Below are 23,874 nucleotides of genomic sequence, written 5' to 3'. Positions count from 1 at the left end.
CGGGACTCCGCCGCCCGTACCGCCACCGCGGCGATCGCCGCGCTGGTGCAGACGGCGCCGAACATGCCGAGCAAGATGCAGATCCTCAAGGCCGAGGTGAAGGACGGCTTGATGGCCGTGCCGGTGATGAACGAGCACTTCACCGGCGGTCTGATCAAGAGCGGTACCGACCTGCTCAAGCTCGGCCGCTCGCTCAATCCCTACGACCCGTACAACCTCACCCACCCCGCCCAGTACCTCGAAGGCCTGTCGACGACCACCGCCGGCCTGATCCAGGCCGGTGACCACCCCGTCGACCTGCTCAAGGGCCTGGTCGGCAGCGGCTGGGGCAACGACCCGTCCGAGGCGGGCGGCAAGCTCGTCGGCAACTTCCTGATCGGCGCCGGCACCGGAGGTGGTGGCACCGCCGCCACCGTCGCCGAACGCGAAGCCGTCGCCGTCGCCGAAAACGCCGCCAAGAAGGCCGCCCAGGAAGCCGCCGAGAAGACCGCCAAGGAGGCGGCGGAGAGATCGGCCAAGGAGGCCGCGGCGAAGGCGGCCAAGGAAGCGGCCGAGAAGGCTGCCAAGGAGGCCGCGCCGACCGAGCCAGCGGGACTCCCGGATGCCTGGAGCTTCAAGCCGTCCGAGAGCACGGTCGGCGCCGACGGCGCTGTCGTTCACCAACCCACCCCGCACCCGGTGGAGGCACCAGCACCACAGCCGCACTCTCCCGAGCCAGCCGCGCAGCCACCTCAACCTCCGGTCGTGAAAGCGCTGGAAGGCTTTCTTCCGAAGGGCTACGATCCTGCGGCCGCGGCCCTACGCGACAGCCAGTTGGTGGAGGTTCGGGCCGCCGAACGCGACCTTGCGGGGAGAGCCAGGGACTTCTTCGACGACATCGATGCCAAGGAGTTCGGGGCGAAGACCTGGAACGACGTCGCGGAGAGGCTCCCGGCCGAGCAGAAAGAGGCGGTGTCGAAGTACACGTGGGGCTCCGACGGGGATATCAACGGAGCCCTGCGCGGCACCGCTCCCGCGACGCCCGAGGCCAATCGGTTGATTCCTCAGCTCGACAAAGCCCTTGAAGCCCAGAAAGTCCCCGAAGACATCGTTGTCGGCCGCGGGACCGACCTGGGACATCTGGGCTTTGAAAACCCGATGGACATGGCAGGCCACCAGTTCGTCGAGGACGGCTACATGTCCACCGCGATCGGTGAGCTGCCCAGCAGTTACGGCGGCAAGCAAGGTGTCCTGCACCTTGTGGTACCGGAAGGCACGCCCGGCCTGTGGGTGGAGAAAATCGGCCAGGCGGGCAACTCCGAGCGCGAGGTGCTTCTCGGCAGGGGCCTGGTGTGGCAGGTGGACCGCGTCATCCAGGTCGGCACTCAATATCATGTCTTCGGCAGGGTCCTGGGATGACCAACGACGGAAACGAGCAGTCGGTGAGCGCACCACACATCAACCCACGTCTCAACACGGACCTGCAGTTCAAACTGGTCAGCTCACTGCCCCGGTACAACCGGACCACGGACAAGCCCGTCGAGTTCTTCGTCACCTTCTACGAGGATGAGTATCCGACGGGTCTGATCTGGTTCTGTGACGAGGACGACGCGGCTGGCTTCGAATGGTGGCAGCAGCTACCCAATGAGAACGCCGCCATCTTCTGGAACGACAAGCTACGACGTGCCAGGGCCCGTGGCCTCACGCCGTCCCAGGCCGTGCATGAGCTGATGTCCGAGCCCGGTACCCGGCTATCGGGCCGCATCCTGCCCGATTCACGGGCGACGGCACCCAGTCTCACCTGGCTCGCCGAACTCGCGACCCACGGCATGCCAGTCGGAGAGCCGGCCAAGCCGGGCGGCTGGCGTTCCGATCCGCCGCTGAGTGCCGAACGGTCCGAGGCTGCCCGCGCGGGCGGTGGATGGCTCTATCAGGTCGACGAGGGGTACGACCCGGCCGGTCGGGTCCCCGTGCATGCGGTCGCCGGTGCCTGGCAGACCGACACCCAGGGCCGTGTCCTGCGGTTCTGGCACAATCCCGCCTACGGGCAGCCGGTCGAACCGGCCGCGGAGCCCGCCGCCATGAGCGCGGTGTCGGCGCTCGAAGCAGGCCGCCGCGCGGCCGGCCGGGCGCTGCTCGACTGGCTGGCGGACGCCCGTGCGCCGCGGCTGTGCCGGGTCGCCGGCTCCTCCGGCAGCGGCCGCACCCACCTGCTCACCTGGCTCGCGGCCGTCTGCCCGTCCGCAAGCCCTCACCCGGACCGCCGGGTGCACGCCACCGTGCCCGCCGACGGCCTCACCCTGCGCAGCGCGACCTGGTTGCTGGCCGCACGGCTCGGCCTGGTCGCAGGGAGCCCGGAGGAGCTGCTGGAGGCGCTGCAGGACGGACATCCGCGCACCATCGTCGTCACCGACCTGGACCGGGCCGGCGGCGACTTGGTGCCGGACGCGCCCGAGCGGATCGCCACTGGCTTGCTCGCCCCGTTGGCGCGCATCCCGTGGATCCGGTTGGTGGTGGAATGCGCCTCCGGCAGTCCGGCCGCGGCTGCCCTGCACGCCGCTGACCCTCGGGCCGCCGTCCTCGACCTGGACGATCCCCGATGGACCGATCGCGTCCGATTCGCCGCTTGGTGCGCCGGCCTGGGCGGAACACCGGTAGATGCCGACCTGGTCTACCCGAACCCGGGTCTGGCCCACCTCGCGGTTCGCATCCCGGCCCCCAGTGCGTCGGACCAGACGATCACACTCGCCGAAGCGTGGTGGCTCGCGCTACCCGAGAACGAACGGTCGGCCGTCATCGCCCTGGCCGACGCAGGACGTCCTGTCACCCTCGCCACCTGGGCCGCCCTACCCGGGGCCGGCGGCATCGACACGGTTCACCGTGCGGTTGCGCGCCTTGTTCCGCCGGCTGACGGCGTCCACGCCCTGTGGCGGCTGGCACCTCAGCCGGTCGCGGATCTCGTCACCGCTGTTCGCCCGCCGGCCGACCACGCCGCACTGGCGCGGGCCGTCGCCGAGACCGTCCCGCTCCTGGGCAACGGCCGGCCCGACCTCGCCCAGGCGGACCCGGTGGTCGTGGGTATCCTCCTGCGGCACAGCGTACTGGCCGGATTCGCCGACCAGCTCCTGGGCAACCCCGTCGTTTTGGTCCATGCCGACCCGGCCGCCGTGACGGCCGCCTTCGAGCGCACCCGTGCGAGGGAGGGCTCCACCGCGAGCGACGGAAGCGCGCTGCTCGCTGAAGCGTGGGACCTTGCGGGTCCGGCCTGCACGACCGCTGTCACACCGGCCGATCGCGCGGCGGCACTCCACACCTATGCGGCAGGCCGCCACCAGCCGGCCGCCGACGCACTCGCGGCGATCTCGGGCCAGCGATGGCGGGCCCGCTGGTCGCACCGGCCCGGCACCGGCCGCGTCCGGCACCTCGTGCGCGGACGCGGTCCTTACCGCGGGCACGTCGCGTACAGTGAGCACCTCTCCTCCGGCACGACCGGTATTCTGCGCTTCCGGGATCCGCGCACCGGCGCGCCCAGCCCGCAGGTGGACCCGCTCCGCCTCCCCGATGGCCACCACGCCTCCCTCCTCATAGGCGACGACGGCGCCCTGGTTCTGCTCGGCCGGAACGGCTCGGTAACCACGGTGCCGCCGACCGGAGAAGCACCCGGCGACCGCCTGGGCACGATCCTCGACGGCATCACCCGTCGCACACGAGACGCTCTCACCGCGGCTGCCGTGGCCCAGGGCGCCAGCGGCCAGGTCGTTGCCCTCGGTGACGACAGCGGCGATGTCTCCTACATTCGCACCGAAGGCGGCCTCCGTTCCCATAAGAGCCTCCACCGCGGCCCGGTCACCGCGGTCGACCTCACCTCCGAGAACGGCGAGCTCCTCCAGATCAGCGGCGGCACCGACGGCACCGTCTGGCACTGGCCGCACTCCGGCCCCGACCCCTTCTGCGTGGACGCCCGCCCCCACCACGTGGCAGCGGTGTCCGCCGCCGGCACACCGAGGGGCCTGCTCACCGCCGCTGCGTGGTCCGACGGCCTGGTCCGGCTCCGCCTTCACGGTCCCGCCGGCGCCGACCCCGTCGACCTGCGCCTCGGCCGTCCCGTGTGCGACCTCACCGTCACGTCGGACGGCCAGGTGTGCATCGCACTCGCCGATAGCGTCCTCGCGGTGGAGCTCACCTGATCACCGCCATGGGTGAGTCCAGTACCGACAATCTGCTCGCCGCCCTGGAGACCGCCCGCTCGCACCCGTTGGGCCGACACCGGGCGCCGTCGGGATTCCAGCCACCAATCAACAGCCGGCAGGCCTTCGTGGTCCGTGGGTGGCACCGGCGATGGCCGCCATGAGCCGCACGGGCGGCGCGTCGTCCGCGTCACGGCCTTCAACGCCCGCTCCCCGTCCCGGTCTTCGCCGCGCTACGCGAGGGCCCGGGCCGGGTCCGGAGCGCGTTGCGAGTGGCGCACGTCCGGCAGGGCCGGGCGCTATGGGGCGGTCTCGTCCCGTCCGTCCGGGATGACGTGCACTGCGGCCTCTTCCGCGCCGGCGGCGCCGCCGTCGATGCCGACGTCGGATGCGACCAGGCCCTTGTGCGTGTGGGCCCGGGCGCCCTCGTCGGGGGCCACCAGCCGCCCGGCGCGGCGGGTGCCCGTGCTCTGCGGATCCACCGGCTCGCCCTCTCCCTCGGCCAGGTCGCCGATTCCGTCACCCTCCTCGGGCAGGACGTCGGGCTCCTCCTGGGCGAGCCGCTGGTCCAGCGTCTCGCCGTCCCGCTGCTCGGCGGCCGTCACCCCCACCTTGCCGACGCCCAGAGGCCTTTCCGGCGGCGAGTAGCCCTCGTCGAGCAGGGCGTCGTAGTCGCGCTCGTCCACCGCGTCCTCCAGGTCCAGGGGTGCCGCGTCCGCCTGCTCCTCCATGTTCCCGGTCGGCTGGTACACGTCGTCACCCATGGCTCGGTCACCCATGGCTTGGTCGCTCATGTCCCCACGCCTCTCCGTCGACCTCGCGCCGCTCCGTGCGGGTCCGCCGTCCTCAGCTCTCGGTCGGCTGTTCGTCCTCCCCCTCGGTGGCCTCCTGCGGGTCGAGGCGCCGGCTCCTGCCGGGCTCGGCGGTGGTTGCGCCGCCCTCCTCAGCGGCGTTCGGTTCACCGTCGCCCGCGGGCGGGTGGATCGGGTGCTTCTGGTCCGTGTCGTCGAGCGGAACGCCACCGGCTCCGCCCTGCGGGACGTCCTCCACGGCTCCTCCTCGTCCGCCTGGGTCCGGGCGATGCCCCGGACCGCGTCCCAGCGCGTACCCGCCCAGCCGCGGCGAAACCACTCGGACCTGGCCACACCGCTTTCACCGCCGCCATGAAGGCCTGGGCATAGCGGCCGAACCCGGATGAGCGGGTGGGCAGGTCCTGCACGAGACACGGACCGCTCCCGCAGGACGCTTTCCTGGAGCGCGTCGCGGGGGCGCCGGGTGGACTCCGGTGGCCGTACGGGGTAGGGCCAGGGACGCCGGTGGCCCGGCGACCACGAGAGGGCGCCGCCGTGACAGGAGCGCCGACGGCGCTGCCGAACGCGACGGCCCGGTCCTGGTCTCCCGCCGGTGACGAGGCCGACACCGGGGGCCCGCGACCCCACGCCGAGGGGGGCCCGCGGCGTACTCGGCGCGCGGCGCCCCCCGGGACGGTGTCATGGCTGGCGGATGTCCTGGATCGCCTCCTGCCCGGTGTTCTTCAGGTCGTGGGCGGTCTGCTGGCCCGCGTCCTGGGTGACCTCCTTGCCGGCTTGGACGGCGTCCTGGGCGGTGGACTTCACGGCCTCCAGGGCTTGCGCCGCGGGTTCCCGCAGCTCGTCCTGTAGGTCGTGGGCGGCGCTCATGGCGGCCTGCTTGGCGGGTTCGAGGACCTGGTCGGCGTGCTCGCGCAGGGTGGCGCCGGCCCGGGCTTCGGCCTTGCTGGAGGGCAGGAGCGCTGCGGCGAGCAGTCCTGCGCCGAAGGCCATGATGCCGGCGGCCAGGGGGCTGCCCTGGGTCTGCCGGCGGATCTGGGCAGGCGCCTGCTGGACGGTGTCGCCGATGCCGGTGGCGGTGTCCTTCGCGGTGGACCCGACGCGGGCGGCGGTGTCCATGGCGGCGTCGCGCAGTTGCGCGGCCTTGTCCGTGCCGCTGCCGGCGACGCCGCGGGTGGTGTCGGCGGTGTCGTGTGCGGTGCCCATCACTCGCTCCTTCATTCCGGTCAGCCTCCGCTGGGCGGCGTCGACCTTGCGGTGTGCCACCTTGCTGGGGGTGATCCTGTCGGCCAGCCGGTCGACGTTGTGCGCCAGGTGCGCGCGCCGGGTTTCGATCTGTTCTCTCAGCTGATCGGGTGTCGGGCCCATGCGGCGTCCTCCTTGAGGGTTTCCAGCGTCTGTTCGGGAGTGAGCCGGAGTTCCTTGAAACGCCTGCGGCCCGCGGTGTAGAGCACGGTCCCGACGGTGGCCCACACCGCGGTGACCAGGAGCGCGGCCCAGGCGAGGTTCATGACGTTGCCGAGCGCGAAGACCACTGTCAGGCTGCCCAGCAGGAGCACCAGGTGGCCGGCGTAGCCCGCGCCGCCGAGCATGCCGGACGCCTTGGCGGCCTTGGTGGCCTCCTGTTTGACTTCCGCTTTGGCGAGCTCGATCTCGTTGCGGACGAGTTGGCCGAGGTCGTCGGTGATGTCGCTGATCAGGTCCCCGAGTGACGGGGAGACGGCCGGTGTCCCGGGCGCGGGGGCCGCGGGGAAGGGTGGGTAGGACGGGGGCGGGCCCGCCGGCTCCGCGCCGGCCGGGGTGCCCGGTGTGGCGGGGGTGCCCGGTGTGGCCGGGGTGCCCGGTGTGGCGGGGGTGCGGTCGGAGTACGAGAGTGCCATGGCTCAGCTCTCCGTGATCGGCGGCCGCGGTCGCCGGCTGCCGGCGTCTTCGCCGTAGGCGGGGGTCAGGTGCGGGGGCTGGGACTCCCCGTAGGCCTGGTACGGTCCGGCAGCCGAACCCATCGGCGAGGAACCGGCACCACCGTGCGGCGGCGTCATCGGCGCCGGCGTCCGCTGTCCGTCGCCGGTGCCACGCGGTGGTGACGTGGGGGACCCGGCGCGGGACGCGGGGGAGCCGGCGGCGACGCCTCTGCCCGTGCGGCCGAGGGCGAAGCCGGCGAGTGCTGCTCCGGCCAGGAACAGCCCGGGGCGGCGGCGCGCGAGATCCTGCACGTCCTCCAGCAGGCCGTCGGGCCCGCGATCGTCCAGGTGATCGGCGACGCGGCGGCCGCCGTCCGCGATCTGTTCCACCGCGGCCGTCGCGGTGGAGCCCGGCGTGCCGTGTCCGGCCATGTCCTGGAGCTCCTGTGCCAGGCGCCGCACGTTCTGCGCCAGCCTGCGGGTCTGTGTGTTCGCCTGCTCCCGTGCCCGGTCGCGGGTTTCAGCGAGGAGGTCCCGAGCCTGCGCGGCGGCTTCGCCGACCACCTGCCCGGCCTGCTCCTTGACGGCCGCCGCCACCTCAGCCGCGTTGTCCGCCACGATTTCCGCGCCCTCGCCGGCCTTCGACTTCACGGTCTGGGTCGCCGTGCTCAGTACGCCCGTGTCGCTTTCCCGGCCCGGTACGGCCGGGCCTGTGTCGACGTTCAAGACTCCTCCTCGCGATGATGATCGGATCGTCGTTCACGGCTGCGCCTGCCCCGCCCGACCGTTCCGACACCGAACGCGGGTTCCTCGTGTCCTGCCGCGCCGGCCGCCGCACCGGCCGCACCGGCCGTACCGGCTTGCCGCGCTCGACAGGGCCGACGGACGGCCCGCCTGATGCGCCCGTTGCTGGCGCCGGCTCACACCCGTCACCCGGCGGGCCGTGTCACTCCCAGGCGCACGCGCCGCACGCCCTCCGAGAAGTGGACGAGCGGCGGGCTCGCCGGGTCGGGCAGGCCCGCGGCGGCGGTCATGTTCTGGACGACCGTCACGTCGGTGGTGCTCCGCAGCGGCCATGGCTCGTGCTCCACCGGTGTCTCCCACAGCAAGCCGAAGTGGCGGGTGTAGGCGCGCCAGCGGGAGGTCAGCCAGAGCTCCAGGTCGGCGGCCACCAGCGCCGGTCCGGGGCGCAGGGCGATCCGGTAGGCGGCCCTTCCGCCCGTTCGTCGGCCGAGGTAGACGATCCGCCCGTCGGCCGTGTCGGTCCTGCCGGTGCCGGTCTCGTCGGCCTTCAGCCGGGCGGGCCGGTAGGGCGCGCCCAGCAGGGCGTTGGCGGCGAGGGTGAGGAGGAGGTGGGTGGTGTCGAGGGAGAAGAACCAGAGTCCGTCGCGTCCGCGCGGGCCGCGGACGTACGTGCGCAGGTTCGTCTCGGGGAAGGTCTCCCCTGGGAGCGGTAGACGACCGCCCGCCCGGACCTTCGCCATGGTGAACGGCGTGAGACCGACCCAGGCCAGATCCGCGTACCGGTCGACCGCCAGGCCGAGGGGAAGCATCCGCTGGATGGCGTCGGGCGGGTAGGCCCAGTGGACGAACGCCATGTCCAGCCACTGCATGCTGAGGGCGGGGAAGGCGATCCGCTGGTCAGGAGAGCGCGTCGTCATGTCGTCGCGTCTGCCCGGGGCCGGGTGTCCTCACGCCGGCGGTGCGCGGCGCGTCACGAAGGGAGGCGGGTGCGCGGGACGTGAGGGATCCACCACGGGGTCAGGGAGCCGGGAGCCTTGACGATGGAGCCCGTCGGTCGGCGCGGTGACCCCGGAGGCGCAAGGTCGCCCCAGGTCCTCGGGCACGGAGAGCGGCAAGGGCAGCGGGTGGCGGCTGAGGGTCTCGTGGTTCGATGCGCTCACGGCACGGCGCGGGCGATGAGGAGGGCGACGTCGTCCTGGTTCTCGGGGCGGCGCAGGGCGGTGAGCAGGAGGTCGCAGGTGTCCTCCAGGGGCCGGCGTGGGCCGGCGAGGACGTCGGTGAGGGTTTGCAGCCGTTGGTCGATGTCCTGGTCGCGGACTTCGATGAGGCCGTCGGTGTAGAGGACGAGCTCGTCGCCGGTGCGCAGGGTGAGCTCGCGGGTGGGGAAGGGCAGGCCCCCGACGCCGAGGGGCGGGCCGGGATCGAGGCGGACGGGGCGGGGGGTGTGGCCGGGGCGGGCGAGAACGGGTGGTGGGTGCCCGGCGCAGGCGAGGCGGCAGCGGCCGGTGGCGGGGTCGTAGAGGGCGATCAGGCAGGTGGCCATGGCGTCGCCGAGATCGCGGGTGGTGGCGTCGAGGTGGGTGAGGAGGTCGGCCGGGTCCGAGGTGAGGCGGGCCAGGGCGCGGGTGGTGGTGCGCAGCTGTCCCATGGTGGCGGCCGCGTTGATGCCCGATCCCATGACGTCGCCGACGACCAGCAGGGTGCGCGAGCCGTCGACGGGGATGGAGTCGAACCAGTCCCCGCCGGTCTCGTCGGTGGCGCTGGCGGGCTGGTAGCGGTGGGCGATGGCCAGGCCCGGCGGGTGGGGTGCGTGCTGCGGCGGCAGGAGGTGACGCTGAAGGGCCAGGGTGGCCTGGCGCTGGTGCTGGTACCAGCGGGCGTTGTCGATGGCGACGGCGGCGCGAGCGGCGAGTTCGGTGGCGAGCAGCACGTCGTCCTGGTCGAACGGGGCGGGCGTCCTGGTGCGTTTGAGGTCGAGGGCGCCGAGGACCTGGCCACGGGCGATGAGGGGGACGGCCAGGTAGGAGTGGACGCCGGCTTCGGCGAGGAGGTGGGCGGCGGTCTCGTCGCGGGCGATCCGGGTCAGGTCCGCGGCGGTGACACGGGGGACGAGAACAGGGTGCCCGCCGACGGCGGCCTGGGTGACCAGCCGGTGGGGGTGGTAGCGGGTGACCTCGCCGATCGGATCGGCGGCCTCGGTCGCCGGAGTGGGGTGCGCGGCCTTGATCGCCATCGCGCGGAACCGGGCGGGCCCGTCGTCCGCGCGGGTCGTCGCGCCCGGCAGGGCGGCGTCCAGCAGGTCGACCGCGGCGATGTCAGCCACTTCCGGCACGGTCACCTCCGCGAGCTCGCGGGCGGTGGTGGGCAGGTCGAGGGTGGTGCCGACCCGGATCGAGGCGTCGGCGATCAGCGACAGGCGCCGCCTCGCCCGGGCGGCGGCGAGGGACTGCTCGTAGGACTCGGTGACGTCGATGACGGAGATGGCCAGCCCCGTCACCCGCTGCCGCTGGTCCTCCAGGCGGTAGAACGACGAGGTCCAGGCGTGGGTGCGGTTGTCGTGCGGCATGTGGCCGACGGTGAACTCCTCCAGCACCGGCCGGCCGGTGGCCAGCACCTGGCGCATCCGGTCCTCGATCGCCGCGACGTCGAGGTGCGGCAGGACCTCGTGCGGGGTGCGGCCCAGGTGCTCGTCGGCGGACACGCCGTTGATCTTCTCCAGGGCGGGGTTCACCAGGACGTAGCGCAGGTCCTCGTCCAGCACCGCCAGTCCGATGGGCGCCTGGTGGACGATGCGCGCCGCCAGGGCCAGGTCGCGTTCCAGGCGCCGCACGGTCTCGCGCGGGGCGGCGATGCCCAGGGCGTACCAGGTGCCGGAGGCGGCTTGGAGGCGGGTGTTGCGGAACTCGACCAGCATGGTGTGGCCGTCCTTGTGCCGGACGGGGAACGCGCCGGCCCAGGTGCCTTCGCCGGCCATCACCCGGGCGAACGCCTCCTGCGCCTGCGCGCGGCGTCCGTCCTCCACCGCCAGCAGCCGTGCGGCCTCGCGGCCGAGGGCCTCCTCGCAGGAGTAGCCGAAGAGGTCCTCGGCGGGCGGGCTCCACAGGGCGATGCGGCCCTGCTCGTCGAGGACGACGGCCGCCACCCCGAGGACGTCCAGCAGTGCGCCCGCCGCCATCGCGGCGTCCGCCGGGCCGAGCCGGTGTGCCATCGCCACCACCTCCATCGCCCGTCAGTCGGCTTCGGGGCGCCTTCCGGTCCTTCCATCGTCCGCCACCGGGCGCCGGCGGCCCAGGGGGCCGGCGCCCGGCACGGAGCCGACGGGCGGGACGCCGCCTCGCCCGTCGGAGCCCGGTGGTCAGGTGGCGCTTCGGCCGCTCCGGTCGTCGACGTCGACGATCTCGGCGTCGACCACCTCGTCGTGCTCTCCGACGGCGTCATGCACGTCACCCGGGGCGGACGGCACCTCCCGGACGGAGATCACCGGCCGGCGGGCCTGGGCTGGTCCGCGGAGGCCAGGGCTGGGTGGCGAGGCTGTGGCGCAGGGCTTCGAGGCGGGCGAGGTGGGTGTCGAGGGCGCCGAGTGCGGCGCTGCTCCGCCACCGGATCCGGTGCTCAAGGGCGGCGAGCCGGTCTTCGATGTGCTGCCAGCGGTGTTCGGCGGCGGTGAGGGGGTCAGGCGCGTCGTTGGTCGCTGTCATGGCGGAGGCGGTCGGTGCGGTCGCTGAGGTCGTCGAGGCGGGCGGCGAGGTCGGGATGGCCGGCACCCAGATGCGGCCGCATGCCGGTCAGGGGCGTTATGAGATCGGCCGGGTCGGTGGCGCCGAGGGCGGCGGTGAGCGCGGCGAGCGCGGGGCGGGCCCGGGGCGCGAGGCCGGGGGCGGCGGTGATCTGGGCGGCGAGGACGCGCAGGTCGGCGGCGTGGTCGCGGGCCCAGGCGGTGACGGCGCGCTCGGCGGCGCGCCGGTCGCGCACCGCCTTGACCCGCTCGGCACCGGTCTCGGGGTCGGCGGAGGTGCTGCCGGCCGGGCGCAGGCGCAGGTAGCGGTTCTCGGCGGCCTGGCGGCTGGCGACCCCCATGGGGCGGGCGAGGTCGGCCCAGGTGGCGCCGGCGGCGCGGGCGGTCTCCACCAGCGGGGCCTCCCAGTCGGCGAGCTGGGCGCGCAGTTCCCGCAGCAGTACCAGGGCGGCCAGGGCCTGCTCGGCGCCGTCTTCCCGGGGAGCCGGTGACGCGGCGGCGGGGGTGTGGGCGGTGCGGACGGCGTCGTCGATGGCGGTGAGCGCCGCGACGGCGGCGAGGAACGACACCGGTTCGGGGCCGTTGTCGGGCTTCGGGCGCTTGGGTGGCTTCGGGGTCATGCCGTCATTCTACGGACGACGTCCGGTATTTGTCATCGGATGGATGACGTGTTACAACGGTTCTCAGGTGAAGCGCACTGGCACCCATCGATCAGTGGAGGTGTTTCGCGATGCTGATGCGCACCGACCCGTTCCGCGAGCTGGACCGTCTGACCCAGGGGTTCCTCAACACGACCGGCACGTGGTCGCGGCCGACCCCGATGCCGCTGGACGCCTACCGCACCGACGACGAGTACGTGATCTCCTTCGACCTGCCCGGCGTGGACCCTGAGGCGATCGACATCGACGTCGAGCGGAACACGGTGACCGTCAAGGCCGAACGCCGCCCGCACCGTCAGGGCGAGGGCGTGAAGTGGGAGCTGTCCGAGCGTCCGCTCGGCGTCTTCTCCCGGCAGGTCATGCTCTCCGACACGCTCGACCCCGCGGGGATCACCGCCGACTACGACGCCGGTGTGCTGACCCTGAAGATCCCGGTCGCGGAGAAGGCCAAGCCCCGCAAGATCGCGATCAGCCACAAGGGCGACCGCAAGCAGATCCAGGCCTGACCCTTCCCCCTGACGTTCCGCGCCGCCCCTGATCTCTCCCCCCGCGGGGGCGGCCGGAACACCCCCCCGACCCGCCGACCTTCTCCGACGCCCCGGCCGTGATCGGAGGGCACCCCGCGGTGACTCCGCGCTGGTGGGCGTCCTGCACCCGCGGCCGTCGCGGGAGGCCACCGCCATGACCGGCAACGCCATCCGGTCCGGCAGGTCCGCACCCCCGGCCGCCACCCGGCGACGACGAGGCCGAGCGCACGTTCGATGCCGTCCTCGCCCTGCTCGGGTTCCCGGTCACCGGCGAGGAGCGCTCCGCCGGATGTCCTGCCGCCCGGGCTGAGGAACCCGGTCGCCGAGGAACCGGTCAGGGCAGCGGCACGGCGTGAAGGCAGGTGTGCCGGCCTGGCCCCGACGCCACGGCGAGCGGCCGGGCGACCTCGCCGCTGATCTCCACCCGGAAGGTGCCCTCCGCATCCGCGTAGACCGGTACGCCGTCGGCGCTGGTCTCTCCGGTGGCGTGGACGACGACGACCTCCGGTGGGGCGTGGCCGCCGGGGGCGCCGGGCAGGGTGACCGCGTACCGCCGTGGGGTGTCCATGGCCCGTCTCACCCGGTTCCGGCGGGGGTGTCGCCGAGGGCGGCGAGCACGCTGTCGCGGATGGTGAACAGCTCCTCGGGGCCGGTGCTCTCCAGCAGCCGGCGTGCCTGGGCGGTGGGGGAGGCCAGCAGCAGCTCGACGTCGGCGGCCTGGGCGGCGGCCCGGGCGCCGAGCAGGGCGTCCAGGGAGGTGGTGTCGCAGTAGGCCAGTCCGGCGAGGTCGACGACCAGACGGGCCGGGCGCAGGGCCACCATGCGGCTGAGGGCCGCATCCAGGCGGCGGCGCCGGTCGGGGGCCGCCTCGCCGTCGAGACGTACGACCACTGCCTGGCCGGGGGCGGTGAAGGCGGTGATCCGCAGCAGCGGCGCGAGCGCGCCGGGGGTGCGGGAACGGGAGCTGTTTCCGGTGGACACGAGCGGCCCCTCCTCGCCTGAGGGAAGCTGTCCGCCTCCGAGCCTGCCCGGTCCGGCCCGTCCCACGCCCCGCCTCCGCAGGGCGGCCCGGCGGGGGCCGATCGCTCAAACCGGTCCCCGCCGGACACCCGACCGTGTGACCGACCCACGGCCCGGGTAAACCTCTTCGGCGCGGGGTACCCGGCCCGACCGCACCATGCGCTCGCACCGGGCGGACGCATCCGGTCAACCGCGTCCACGGCGGCCCGGCCGGTGGACGTCGCCGTGCGCATCACCCGGCGGGCGCGGGCCGACGCGCTGTGGTCCCGCGGCGCGCGACACGCCCCGCGGGTCCGGGCTGCGGTCAGCCTCCGGGGGCGCCGGGTCGGTCGGTGTCGTCGGGCCAGGTACGGGTGTCGCGGGGCTCTACGTAGGGTTCGGCGGCGGGCGGCATGCCGGAGCGGACCGCCTGTTCGCGGGCGAGTTCGGCGTCGAGTTCCAGGCCGAGCAGGATGGCGAGGTTGGTGAGCCACAGCCACACCAGGAACACGATGACGCCGGCGAGGGTTCCGTAGGTCTTGTTGTAGGAGCCGAAGTTGGCGACGTACGCGGCGAACCCGGCGGACAGGGCGATCCACAGCAGCACCGCGAGGACGCTGCCCGGGGTGAGCCACCGCAGTCCGCGGCCGCGGACGTTCGGGGCGGCCCAGTACAGCAGGGCGATCATCAGGATGACCAGCGCGACGAGGACCGGCCACTTCGCGATGCCCCACACGGTGAGGGCGGTGTGGCCGATGCCGAGCACGTCGCCGGCCTTCTGCGCGACCTGTCCGGTGAAGACGACGATCACCGCGCAGGCCACCAGCAGCAGCATGGTCACCAGGGTCAGGGCGATCCGCAGCGGCGTCGTCTTCCACATCGGCCGGCCCTCGCGGATGTCGTAGACGGCGTTGCCGGCGCGGATGAACGCGCCGATGTAGCCGGAGGCCGACCAGAGCGCACCGGCCAGACCGAGGATGGCGATGATCCCGCCGGTGGCGCGGCTGGCCTGGAGCTGGGTGATCGCACTGTGCAGGATGTCCCGCACCGCTCCGGGCGCCAGCGCCTGCACGTTGTTCAGCACGGTGTCGGTGGCGTCGGTTCCGATCAGGCCGAGGAGGGAGACCAGGACCAGCAGCGCGGGGAAGATCGCGAGCACGCCGTAGTAGGTCAGCGCGGCGGCCCGGTCGGGCAGCTCGTCGGCGAGGAACTCGCGGCCGGTGCGTTTGAGGACCTCGATCCAGCCGCGTTTGGGGATGGCGGTCGGCCCTGCGGGACCGCTGACGGCGGCTCGGTCCGCTCGGTCCGCATGGTCCGCGCCGTCCTGCTCGGGCCGTGGTCGGGACTTGGGGTCGGATGTCATGCCCCGCGTGTGCCCGGGCTTCGCACGGCGATACCCATTCGTCGGCCCGGACCCGTCGACCTCCGCAGCCCGAGCCCCCGTGTAGCACGTGCGCGGCGCTCGGGCCCGTGGGGTCGGTCGGCCCCTCCGTCGCCTTCCCGCCGGCTCCGCTCCCGCCGCCTGGCGGGTGACATGACCGGAGCGGCGGCCGCCCGCGCCCGCGCGCTCGGTCGGAGCACGCCCACTGGAGGACAGGCGTGGCCTGCCCGAGGCTGGGAAAGACCGGCCGGGGGTGACGGGCCGGGTCGTCGAGGGCGCGCCCCAAGCGGGGCAACGGTCGACACGCCGGACGGGGGCGTCACGGCGCACACCGTGGTACGACAGCACGACCCGCGACCGCCGTGAGAGCACAAGCGGCGCGGCGCATCGAATGCGAGGTGAGAGGCGTTGCCCGACGTCCGGCACGCGGAGGAGTTCATCGGGGTGCGGCCACGCGACGCGGTGGCGGCCGGGGCGGCCGTACTGGCCGCGCAGTGCGAGCGGCGTGCGGACCGTGACACGCAAGGGGCGCTGGCCGCCTACGCGTGGGCGCTGGATCCGGTCGGGCCGGCACCGGTGACCGGCCGACGGCTGACCGGGCCCCTGGCGGAGATCGACCTGGCGGTCGAGGAGCGTCGCGCCATCCAACGGGCTCGCGACGAACGGCGGCCGGGGACCGAGCGCGCCTTCGCTCGCGGCGCCGCCGGCGCCCTCCAGTGGCTCCTGGGCTTCCAGCCGATCGGGGCCTGAGCCATGCCAGCCCCGACGACGAAGGCGCCCGCCGACGGTTACCTGGTGTCGGTGCGGACCGCCCACAGCGAGACACCACTGCGCATCCTCGTGACGCCCACCAGTGCGAAGGGCCCCGCCGGACACCCGGTCTTCCACGACACCGACGGCCGGCTGCTGGTGGAAATCGCCCCCGACGGGACCTGCCGTCATCTCCTCCGCCGCGGTCTCTACCCGGCCGCCCTCCACGCGCTCGCCCCGGATCATGAGATGTCCTGCCCCTAGCGGCACTGGCGACGGGGGCCGCCTGGCAGGGCGGAGGACCCCAACCCGTCCCCGCCCCGGCCGGACGCGACCGTGAGGGCGCTGTGATCCGTCCGGTGGACCTGTCGCCGGGCCTCGTGGATCACCTGCGGGCGGCGTGGTGGACTGGCCCGATGACGTGGGAAGGCCGAAGGATCCCGGGCTGGGCGGCCGGCGCGGCCGCCGCCGTCACCTTGGTGACCGGCTGCTCGTCGCTGACCAGCCGAGAGGACGCGGCGGCCGCCGCCGCGCAGCGTTTCGAGGCCGCCGTCCAGCAGCAGGACAACAGCGCCCTGTGCCGAGCGCTCGCCCCCGGCACCCGCCAGGAGCTGGAGGACAACGTCAAGAGCAGCTGCGAACAGGCGATCGGCGACAGCGACCTCCCCCCGGCCTCGGGCATCTCCCGCGTCGACGTCTACGGCCAGCAGGCCCGCGTGGTGTTGGACCAGGACACCCTCTTCCTGTCGGCGTTCCCGGAAGGCTGGAAGATCACCGCCGCGGGCTGCCGGCCCGAACCCCGTAAGCCCTACCGCTGCGAACTCAAGGGAAGCTGACGTGCGTACCCTCTTCACGCTGCTCATCACCGTCGTCGTCGGAGGGCTCGCCTACTTCAGCACCATCGGAGCGCTGCACCGATGAGCACGGCGGCCCGGTTCCTGCGTGACAACAGCCTGACCCTGGTCTTCGGCACCGCGTTCCTGCTGACCCTCGTCGGGCAGGCCGCCGCCGGGATCGCCGAGGCCAACAACCAGCTGGTCGCCGCCGACCTCCAGCCCGTCAGCGTCGCCGACTACCTGACCGGCTCCGACTTCGCTGTCGACGTCACCGAGAACTGGCAGTCCGAGTACCTGCAGTTCTTCCTGTACATCTTCGGCACCGTGTGGCTGCTGCAGCGCGGCTCCCCGGAATCCAAGAGCCTGGACCGCGCCGGCACCGAGTCCGACCGCGAGCAGAAGGTCGGCTCGCACGCCACCGCCGAATCCCCCGCCTGGGCCCGCGCGAGCGGGGTGCGCCGGGCCGTGTACTCGCGCTCCCTCGGCATCGTGATGGCGCTGTTCTTCGTCGGCTCGTGGTTCGCCCAGTCGATCAGCGGTGTCGCCGCGTTCAACGCCGAGCGGCTGCGCGATCGGCAGGCGCCGTTCACCTGGTCCGACTACGTGCTGTCCGCGGACTTCTGGAACCGCACCCTGCAGAACTGGCAGTCCGAACTCCTGGCCGTCGCCTCGATGGCGATCCTGGCCGTCTACCTGCGCCAGCGCGGATCCCCGGAGTCCAAGCCGGTCGGCGCCGCCCACACCTCCACCGGCGTCGAAGGCTGACCACCGGACGGCTCAACGGACGTGGAAGGCCGGTGAACCGCGGCGGGCGCGTGGCGCTCTTCACATGAATGACAACATTTCCATATTTTCCATTTTGGAACATCTCCATCCTGTGACTCGCCACGCAATTCGCCTACGGATGGCCGGAAATCAGTCCCAGCTCTGCTCTAATGGGGACCGCACCTGAACGTCCATTACGGAACACCAGGGAACGGCGGGAAGTATCGCGACCATGGGTACATTCTCCGATACCGCGTTGCTCGCACTCGGCGACCCCGACCGGCTCAGGGCCGCCTTGGCCCCGGCGGGCGACAGCAGCGGGGTTCTCACCCTGATCAACGCGACCCATGAACTCGCTTCCGCCCGCATCGACCGGGTCGCGGACGTCCGGGTCGGCGACATCGTGCTGCAACAGCCGTTCTACCCCGTTCGGCGTGTCACCGGCGACCTCAGCCGGACGACGCCGAGCTACCTCAGGGACGACCTGCGGCTGAGCGTGACGCACGAGCCGGTCTGGGCCGATCTGCTCGCCCGCGTCCAGGTCGACCTGGTCGCCGAGGTCGACCTGGGCGGTGTGGAATCGGTGGTGACGCGAATGGTCGGCGACATCGCCACGCTGGACGACTTCCGCGCACAGGTCCCCTTCCTCGACCTCGACGAATTCATGCACCGGCACCACCTGGTGACGGTCGAGGACCTCCGGGACGCAGGCGAGTACCTGGTCGCCGAAATCCGGCTGCGCGCACCTCCGCCATTCGATCCGGCGGATCCGGCCAATACCTACGGGATCGAGATCTCCGTCGCCGTTCTGGCGATGGACTCCCTCGACCTCACGGCGGGGCTCCGAGCGGCCAAACGGCTCCGGGCCGCGGCGGCCGATCTGCTGACGCCCACGCGGCCCTCCGTCCTGGGCGAGCCGAAGGCGCCCTACGGCGTGGCCGTCGTGTTCCCCGCGGCCACCCCGGCCTCGCCCGACGCCCAGGCCCGGGCCACGGCCACGACGAAGCTCTTCGCCCGCGAGGGCGTCCTGAGCCTGTTCCTCGGCAACACCTAGACCGGACCGGAGGAGGTACCGTGCCCGCCCACAGTGAGGCGTCCGAACCCAAGGACACCGCCGACCCGCCGCCGACACCCTCATCGGGGGAGGCCGAGGACCGGGAGGCGGAACCGGGAACCGACGCCGGCGGGCGGGCCACGACCGCCCTGCCGCCGCTGTCCCCGGACGAATTGAATGCCCTGCAAAGGAAGTTGCGGGCGAAGTACCACTGAGGATGGCCCGACAGAACGGAGACGGCGGATGACCGTCAGATACATCAGAGTCAGCCCCACGGTCGACCTGTTCGCGCCGGTCACGCGGGCATTCGGCACCATCGCGGTGATCGGCAAGGTCTCCGACGCGGGCTCTCCCCCCGACGACATCGCGCAAGTGGGGGTGCCGCTCCTGTTCACCGATCCTGCGGAGGCGCGCCGGCGGGCCCCCGGCGACCTCGGCGCCTCGATCGGCCTCGCGTTCCGGCAGTCCCCGGGCCCGTCCACGGTGTGGGGGGTGCGCGTCGACGCCACCACTCCCGACTACGACGCCGCCCTCGACGCCGTGGCCGCCCTGGACGTCCAGCTGGTACTGCTCGCCAATCTCCCCCTCGACTCGACGTCAGGCGCCACCGGCAGCGCTCCGGGGGCGGTCACGAAGCTGGTCCGGCACGTGGACGAGGTCTCGGGGACCGGCGGCGACGGCAAGGAGCGCATGGGCGTCGCCATGCTGACGAAGGGAACGGCTGATCCGTCGATCGTCAGCGGGTCGCTGGCCAGCGACCGGATGGTCTACATCGCGCACCAGAGCGACGAGGACGCCGCCGCCGCGGTGGCCGGAACCATCGCCGGGTACCAGCCGCACGTCTCGATGCTGCTGAAGCAGGTCCAGATCACCAGCCCGCCCTTCACCCCGAGCCAGATCCAGACCCTCAACGGAACGGAGGGCGAGACCTCGGGCCCTGCCGGGCAGGGCGTGAACTGGCTCGCCTCACCCTCACTGGTCGGCCAGGGGGTCTACCTCGGCGAGGGGTACACCGGCAACGGCGGCCTCGGCAAGAAGAAGTTCATCGACATCGTGCGGACCGTCGACGACGTCTCCTTCCGGCTGAAGGCGCAGCTCATCAAGACGATCGGCAACCTGCGGATCAGCCGGTCCGGGCTGCGGGCGCTGATCGGGCAGATGGAGTCGGTGCTCGACCCGCTGCAACGGGCCGAGGTGCTCGACTCCTACCGGATCGACATCCCTCTGCTGCGACTGCTCGACAAGGACCCGGCGACCCTGACGCCCTCGGAGGGCGCGCAGATCAACAATGCCCACGCGCAGCGGGTGGTCGACACCCTCGTCACGGTCGAGTACGCCGCGGCCCTGCACCGGCTCAACATCGCGCTGAAGTTCCAGTAACGCACAGGTCCGCAGGGTCCGCGGCGTCCAGGAGCCTGCAGCGTTCGAAGCGTTCGAAGCGTTCGAAGATTTCGCAGAGTCGCAGAGGAGGAGAGCACGCAATGGCCGATTGGAACACCCGGCTGGAGGTCAAGCTCGGCGATGCCACCATCACGCCGATCTCGACGTTCACACCGACCTTCAACGTGCCCCACACGGTGATCCACAGCATCGAGGCGGACAACGTCGGCTACGTCCGGCAGCCATTCACCTTCACGTTCACCATGGCGGTGCCCGCGGTGGCGTCGGCGGTCGCCGATCTCACCGAACTGGCCACCAACGGCAAGGAGTTCTCGATCGCCGTCGCCGAGAAGAAGGGCACCGACTGGGCGTTCAAGTCGCTGAAGTTCGCCCGCTGTGTCGTCACCTCGGCGAGTCCCAGCAACGTCGTCATCGACGGCGTCCCCCAGGCCAGCTTCAACTGCCTGGCGCTCACCGTCGGACTGGAGGCGTGAGCCGTGACCGACGACGACCCGACCGTGGCGCTTCCGTCGTACGACGGTGGCGGGCGGGTGGAACGCACCGGGATCGCGCTGGTGCACGAGGGCGAGTACATCGTCCCGGCGGCGGGCGGAGAGGCGCTCGTGGCACCCCACGACGACAGCGGAACGGTCATCAACTTCCACTTCCCGGTGGAGGTGCAGGTGGTCGGGGCGCTGAGCGACAGCCACGTCCAGCAGGTCGCGGCGCACGTCTTCGGCGAGTTCGAACGTGAGCTGACGAGCCGCCTGTGAGCGGGGCGAACATCCCGGTGCTGGTCGGCGCGGTGCCGCTGCTGTACGTGCAGTCGATGACGATCAACGAGGGCTACCGGATCGAGCGGATCGCCGGCGGCCGGTTCTCCCAGGCCACCCAGCCGACCACGAAGACCATCGCCATCGAGGCGATGCTGATCGGGCCGGAGCGTCTGCTGCTGAAGAAGGCGCTGGAGGTCATGGCGCTGACGTCGCGGCTGCTCGTCTCGACGGCGGCGCCGCTCCTGGCCGTCGCCGGCATTCCGGTGGTGTCGGGGTTCACGATCAGCCTCGACATGCAGATCACCGACCTGCGGTTCACCCAGAACGTGCAGAAGCGCGAGGCCCTGGACGTCAGCATCACCCTGCAGCAGGTGCCGAGGTCGGCGGTCACGTCGGCGATCGGCGAGGCCGCCGACCTCGCGCTGGCCGTCGCGACGGCAGCGCTCCCGAGCGGCCCGCCGCCGAATCCGATTCCCCGTACGCCGCGAGGCCCGATGTAGCCGGAGGGATTGTGGCCACACTGGACGCACCGAGCTATCTCCGTTTGCCGATCGAGCCCGCCGAGGGCTTCCCGCAGGCGTTCCGGCTCCAACTGGGCGCCAGGATCTACCAGTTCCACCTCTACGTGAACGTCGCCGAGGACGTGCTGCGCGCCGCACCCGCCGATCCGGTCCTGGACCTGCCGACGGCCGGCGCCTTCCTCGTGCTGCGGGTCGCCCGGGAGGAGCCGTCCGGGCTGGTCCCGCTGCTGCGCCGCAAGCTGGTCCCGGGGGTCGGCTACCGGGCCGGCGAGCTGTCGCTGACCTTTCCCACCATGCGGGTCGCGCGGCAGAACCTGAACGGGGTGGGGGAGTTCGGCTCCGAGGTGGTCGGCGGGGTGGCGCTGCGATGAGCCTCGTCATCTGGTACAAGGTCGAGATCGCCGAGCTCCGCCCGGCGGGCGGTCCGCTCGCCGCGGTCGCGTCACTGGTCGGCGCCGCACTTCCGGTCACCGTCTCCAACGACGTGCTGAGCGGTTCGCTCGTCCTGGACGCCGACATCACCGTCACCATGACCGAGGGCGCCGCCGCGGACACGTTCGAACTCACCCTGGTGAACCTGCCCGATCCGACGGTGGAGCTCATCCGGGCGAAGATGGCGACCACGCCGCTGAAGGTCCTCATCCACCTCGGGTACTTCGACGAGCCCGCCACCACCACCGGCCTCAACCCGGTCCTGCAGGGCCGGCTCACCTCCCTCTCCAGCAGCGTGGACCAGGACGGGGCGTCCCGTACCGTGCTCACCGGCCAGGAGGAGGGCGGGTACCTGCTGCGGAACACTCCCACCGCCAAGAGCGCGCTCGCGCCGACCGACGTCACCGAGTTCGCCCGGACGGTGGCCGCCCAGGCCGGCGTACAACTGGCCACCGGGTCCGCCCTGACCGGGACGCTGGAGAACTTCACCGCCGGGAACGGGTCCGCGCTGGACACCTTGCGCGACCTGGCCCGCCGGGCGGACGTGCCGTTCGTCGTCCGGGACATGAAGGTCTACCTCGGGCCGGCCGTCGGAGCCCCGGGCGACCGCGCGCCGGTCGACTTCGACCCGGACCGCAACCTGGTCTCGCTCGACCAGAGCCGGTCCGAGGACACCGTGACCCGGTTCACCCAGAGCGCGCAGGCGCCGGGCTCAGCCCCCGGACCGGCGCCGGCCACCGCCCCCACGGTGCCGATGCGGGCGGCGCTCGGTCTGACCGCCCTGGGGCACCCCGGGCTGCGGGTCGGCCAAGTCGCCGCCATCACCGGGGTCAACCGCATCCCCGACCAGACGATGCGGATCAGCGCCGTCGTCCACCGGTTCAGCTCCCGCTCCGGCTACACCGTCGACGTCAGGCTGGTGGTCGCCGAGGCGGGCAAGCGGGCGCAGGTCGGCGGCGGGGTCCAGGGCGTGGTCGACCGCTGGCGGGACGTCGTGGAACGCCAGCAGCAGGAACGGCCGGCCATCGACGTGGGCGAGGTCACCGCCTACGCTCCCGGCGCCGAGGGCAAGCACCTGGCGTCGCTCCACTACGGGCAGAGCCCGTCGGGCGCGGTGGTCGCGCCCAGTGTCGCGGCCCCGGTCGACACCGCGGTGGACCTCCACAACAAGCCGATCGCCTCCCCCTTCGCGTTCCACAACTGCGGCCTGATCACGCCGGTGTACCCGAAGATGCGGGCCGTCCTGGCGCACAACCGCGGCCTGGTGAACGACGCCGTGGTGACCGGCTTCCTCTGGCCGGAGAACCCCGCCCAAGCGCACCCCGGCAACCGGCCCGGCGACTACTGGCTCGCGCTTCCCACCCAGCTCGGCCCGGACGGGCTTCCCGTCGGCAAGGGCGCCAACGACCTCACCGACGCCACCGGCCACCGGGTGGTGCAGGCCGCCGGGCTCCACGTGCTGGTCGGCGCCGACAAGCTGCCGGACGTCGGCACCCGGCCGACGCCCCCCACCGGCAGCACGATCACGATCGAGCACCAGAGCGGCACGAAGATCGCCGTGGACCAGGACGGCAACGTGACCATCACCACCGCCGCGACAAAGAAGCTCACCCTCGGGAACGGCCAGGTCAGCCTCGTGCTCGACGGCTCCTCGGTGAAGGTGTCCTGATGCCGAGCGCCCTCACCACCGCGTCGGTGCTCCAGTGCATCCACGGCGGACGGCTCACCGTGCCGGCCGCCGGCACCGCGCTCACCGTCGACGGGCAGCCCGTCCTGGTCCAGAGCGACCTCGCGGCCGCGACGATCGCCGGCTGCGCCAACACCAACGCGTCCGCCGGCCAGACCCCGTGCCTCAAGGTGACCTCCGTCATCGCCGGGCTCAGCACCGTCCTCACCGTCCGGGGCCAGCCCGTGCTGTTGGACACCGCTCGAGGACTCACCAACGCGACGCCGCCCGCGCCCGTCATGTGGCAGGTCGTCTCGGCCGGCCAGACCAAGCTGACGGCCCGGTAGCCGGGGCCAACCCAGGAGGATTGACGTGAACGACGGACCGTTCGGCCGCAGCCTGCTGATGCAGGACGGCGATCTGGTGGTGCGCGACGGGCAGGTGGCCGAGGTCAGCGGCACGGCCAACCTGCTCCAGGCCCTCACCCTGCGGGTGTTCACCCCGTTCGGGTCGGACGAGTTCAACGTCGGCTACGGGCTCGACGTGACGCGGGCCTTCACCGAGGCGCACCCTCCCCAGCTGGTCCGCAAGCTGCTGGAGCTGAACCTGGTCCGCACGCTGGTGACGGACCCGCGGGTGAGCGACATCCGGCAGATCACCTTCGACGACGATCCGCAGACCCGTCACTCGCGCTCCTGGAGGGTCCGCGTCGACGTCGAGACCGTGGCGGACCAGCCGGCCACGCTGCTGGTCGAAGTGGGGGTGTGAGCGT

28 protein-coding genes are annotated in these 23,874 nt (G+C 72.6%); 16 read left to right on the top strand and 12 right to left on the bottom strand.

All coding sequences use genetic code 11. The features are described 5' to 3' along the window. Together ACFVHB_RS34325 and ACFVHB_RS34320 are read left to right on the top strand one after the other, a co-directional pair. Positions 1-1,398, top strand: a 1,398-nt coding sequence (locus tag ACFVHB_RS34325) for an ADP-ribosyltransferase (RefSeq protein ID WP_380330037.1), incomplete at its 5' end; no start/stop codon positions are given. Next, a complete protein-coding gene (locus tag ACFVHB_RS34320; RefSeq protein WP_380330035.1) occupies positions 1,395-4,166 on the top strand; it encodes a hypothetical protein in 2,772 nt (923 codons plus the stop codon). The genes ACFVHB_RS34325 and ACFVHB_RS34320, both read left to right, overlap by 4 nt. A 299-nt stretch (positions 4,167-4,465) precedes the next feature. On the opposite strand, the gene ACFVHB_RS34315 is transcribed toward ACFVHB_RS34320, so the two are convergent. The 9 genes from ACFVHB_RS34315 to ACFVHB_RS34275 all read right to left on the bottom strand — a co-directional run bounded on the left by ACFVHB_RS34315 (position 4,466) and on the right by ACFVHB_RS34275 (position 11,976). Beyond that, a complete protein-coding gene (locus tag ACFVHB_RS34315) occupies positions 4,466-4,945 on the bottom strand; it encodes a DUF5709 domain-containing protein (RefSeq protein ID WP_380330039.1) in 480 nt (159 codons plus the stop codon). Between the two features lie 67 nt (positions 4,946-5,012). Then, the gene (locus ACFVHB_RS34310; protein ID WP_380330033.1) at positions 5,013-5,216 is read right to left on the bottom strand and encodes a hypothetical protein; all 204 of its coding nucleotides are present in this window, start codon (positions 5,214-5,216) and stop codon (positions 5,013-5,015) included. A 440-nt stretch (positions 5,217-5,656) separates the two neighbouring features. Then, positions 5,657-6,343: a DUF3618 domain-containing protein gene (locus tag ACFVHB_RS34305; protein ID WP_380330031.1), complete on the bottom strand. Its 687-nt coding sequence runs from the start codon at positions 6,341-6,343 to the stop codon at positions 5,657-5,659. Continuing rightward, entirely contained in the window at positions 6,319-6,855 is a 537-nt protein-coding gene (locus ACFVHB_RS34300; protein ID WP_380330029.1) for a phage holin family protein, read from the bottom strand. The genes ACFVHB_RS34305 and ACFVHB_RS34300 overlap by 25 nt, the downstream gene beginning before the upstream one ends. A 3-nt stretch (positions 6,856-6,858) precedes the next feature. Further along, a complete protein-coding gene (locus ACFVHB_RS34295) occupies positions 6,859-7,602 on the bottom strand; it encodes a hypothetical protein (RefSeq protein WP_380330028.1) in 744 nt (247 codons plus the stop codon). 203 nt (positions 7,603-7,805) lie between these two features. Continuing rightward, a complete protein-coding gene (locus tag ACFVHB_RS34290; RefSeq protein WP_380330026.1) occupies positions 7,806-8,537 on the bottom strand; it encodes a YqjF family protein in 732 nt (243 codons plus the stop codon). A gap of 239 nt (positions 8,538-8,776) precedes the next feature. Continuing rightward, the gene (locus tag ACFVHB_RS34285; RefSeq protein ID WP_380330024.1) at positions 8,777-10,828 is read right to left on the bottom strand and encodes a SpoIIE family protein phosphatase; all 2,052 of its coding nucleotides are present in this window, start codon (positions 10,826-10,828) and stop codon (positions 8,777-8,779) included. 235 nt (positions 10,829-11,063) lie between these two features. Next, a complete protein-coding gene (locus ACFVHB_RS34280; protein ID WP_380330023.1) occupies positions 11,064-11,318 on the bottom strand; it encodes a hypothetical protein in 255 nt (84 codons plus the stop codon). Continuing rightward, the gene (locus tag ACFVHB_RS34275) at positions 11,293-11,976 is read right to left on the bottom strand and encodes a type III effector protein (protein WP_380330021.1); all 684 of its coding nucleotides are present in this window, start codon (positions 11,974-11,976) and stop codon (positions 11,293-11,295) included. Before ACFVHB_RS34275 ends, ACFVHB_RS34280 begins: the two co-directional genes overlap by 26 nt. A gap of 110 nt (positions 11,977-12,086) precedes the next feature. Between ACFVHB_RS34275 and ACFVHB_RS34270 the strand changes: the two genes are divergently transcribed. Then, positions 12,087-12,521, top strand: a complete 435-nt coding sequence (locus ACFVHB_RS34270; protein WP_380330019.1) for an Hsp20/alpha crystallin family protein — start codon at positions 12,087-12,089, stop codon at positions 12,519-12,521. A gap of 355 nt (positions 12,522-12,876) precedes the next feature. Here the strand turns inward: ACFVHB_RS34270 and ACFVHB_RS34265 are convergent, their stop codons facing one another. The 3 genes from ACFVHB_RS34265 to ACFVHB_RS34255 form a co-directional block, all read right to left on the bottom strand. Next, positions 12,877-13,110, bottom strand: coding sequence for a DUF6296 family protein (locus tag ACFVHB_RS34265; protein ID WP_380330017.1), 234 nt, complete (start codon positions 13,108-13,110; stop codon positions 12,877-12,879). A gap of 8 nt (positions 13,111-13,118) precedes the next feature. Next, entirely contained in the window at positions 13,119-13,523 is a 405-nt protein-coding gene (locus tag ACFVHB_RS34260; protein WP_380330015.1) for an STAS domain-containing protein, read from the bottom strand. A gap of 343 nt (positions 13,524-13,866) precedes the next feature. Next, the gene (locus ACFVHB_RS34255; RefSeq protein ID WP_380330013.1) at positions 13,867-14,904 is read right to left on the bottom strand and encodes a YihY/virulence factor BrkB family protein; all 1,038 of its coding nucleotides are present in this window, start codon (positions 14,902-14,904) and stop codon (positions 13,867-13,869) included. Between the two features lie 426 nt (positions 14,905-15,330). Here ACFVHB_RS34255 and ACFVHB_RS34250 point away from each other — a divergent pair, with 426 nt between their 5' ends. From ACFVHB_RS34250 to ACFVHB_RS34190, 13 genes are all read left to right on the top strand, one after another. Further along, positions 15,331-15,672 carry a hypothetical protein gene (locus tag ACFVHB_RS34250; protein ID WP_380330011.1) on the top strand — a complete coding sequence of 114 codons (342 nt, stop codon included), beginning with the start codon at positions 15,331-15,333 and terminating at the stop codon, positions 15,670-15,672. A gap of 3 nt (positions 15,673-15,675) precedes the next feature. Further along, positions 15,676-15,936, top strand: a complete 261-nt coding sequence (locus ACFVHB_RS34245; RefSeq protein WP_380330009.1) for a DUF6296 family protein — start codon at positions 15,676-15,678, stop codon at positions 15,934-15,936. A gap of 152 nt (positions 15,937-16,088) precedes the next feature. Then, positions 16,089-16,508 carry a hypothetical protein gene (locus ACFVHB_RS34240; protein ID WP_380330007.1) on the top strand — a complete coding sequence of 140 codons (420 nt, stop codon included), beginning with the start codon at positions 16,089-16,091 and terminating at the stop codon, positions 16,506-16,508. Between the two features lie 81 nt (positions 16,509-16,589). After that, positions 16,590-17,273 (top strand): DUF6766 family protein, encoded by a 684-nt coding sequence (locus ACFVHB_RS34235; RefSeq protein ID WP_380330005.1) that lies wholly within the window; start codon positions 16,590-16,592, stop codon positions 17,271-17,273. A gap of 232 nt (positions 17,274-17,505) precedes the next feature. Further along, the gene (locus tag ACFVHB_RS34230; protein ID WP_380330003.1) at positions 17,506-18,327 is read left to right on the top strand and encodes a hypothetical protein; all 822 of its coding nucleotides are present in this window, start codon (positions 17,506-17,508) and stop codon (positions 18,325-18,327) included. A gap of 243 nt (positions 18,328-18,570) precedes the next feature. Then, a complete protein-coding gene (locus ACFVHB_RS34225; protein ID WP_380330001.1) occupies positions 18,571-19,707 on the top strand; it encodes a hypothetical protein in 1,137 nt (378 codons plus the stop codon). 101 nt (positions 19,708-19,808) lie between these two features. Then, the gene (locus ACFVHB_RS34220) at positions 19,809-20,201 is read left to right on the top strand and encodes a hypothetical protein (protein WP_360198853.1); all 393 of its coding nucleotides are present in this window, start codon (positions 19,809-19,811) and stop codon (positions 20,199-20,201) included. Positions 20,202-20,204: 3 nt separating this feature from the next. Continuing rightward, positions 20,205-20,480 carry a hypothetical protein gene (locus ACFVHB_RS34215; protein WP_380329999.1) on the top strand — a complete coding sequence of 92 codons (276 nt, stop codon included), beginning with the start codon at positions 20,205-20,207 and terminating at the stop codon, positions 20,478-20,480. Then, positions 20,477-20,983, top strand: coding sequence for a hypothetical protein (locus tag ACFVHB_RS34210; RefSeq protein ID WP_380329997.1), 507 nt, complete (start codon positions 20,477-20,479; stop codon positions 20,981-20,983). Before ACFVHB_RS34215 ends, ACFVHB_RS34210 begins: the two co-directional genes overlap by 4 nt. Positions 20,984-20,994: 11 nt before the next feature. Further along, positions 20,995-21,375: a hypothetical protein gene (locus tag ACFVHB_RS34205; protein ID WP_380329995.1), complete on the top strand. Its 381-nt coding sequence runs from the start codon at positions 20,995-20,997 to the stop codon at positions 21,373-21,375. Continuing rightward, on the top strand, positions 21,372-23,105 hold the full coding sequence (locus tag ACFVHB_RS34200; RefSeq protein WP_380329993.1) for a hypothetical protein: 1,734 nt from the start codon (positions 21,372-21,374) through the stop codon (positions 23,103-23,105). The genes ACFVHB_RS34205 and ACFVHB_RS34200 overlap by 4 nt, the downstream gene beginning before the upstream one ends. Further along, positions 23,105-23,449 carry a hypothetical protein gene (locus ACFVHB_RS34195; RefSeq protein ID WP_380329991.1) on the top strand — a complete coding sequence of 115 codons (345 nt, stop codon included), beginning with the start codon at positions 23,105-23,107 and terminating at the stop codon, positions 23,447-23,449. The genes ACFVHB_RS34200 and ACFVHB_RS34195 overlap by 1 nt, the downstream gene beginning before the upstream one ends. 25 nt (positions 23,450-23,474) lie before the next feature. After that, a complete protein-coding gene (locus ACFVHB_RS34190; protein WP_380329989.1) occupies positions 23,475-23,870 on the top strand; it encodes a hypothetical protein in 396 nt (131 codons plus the stop codon). The last annotated feature ends 4 nt before the right edge of the window (positions 23,871-23,874 follow it).

The organism is Kitasatospora sp. NPDC127111 (assembly GCF_042677465.1).
GTDB lineage: Bacteria > Actinomycetota > Actinomycetes > Streptomycetales > Streptomycetaceae > Kitasatospora.
The sequence above is the reverse complement of the archived record's forward strand: the minus strand, read 5'-3'. Positions and strand labels throughout refer to the sequence as shown.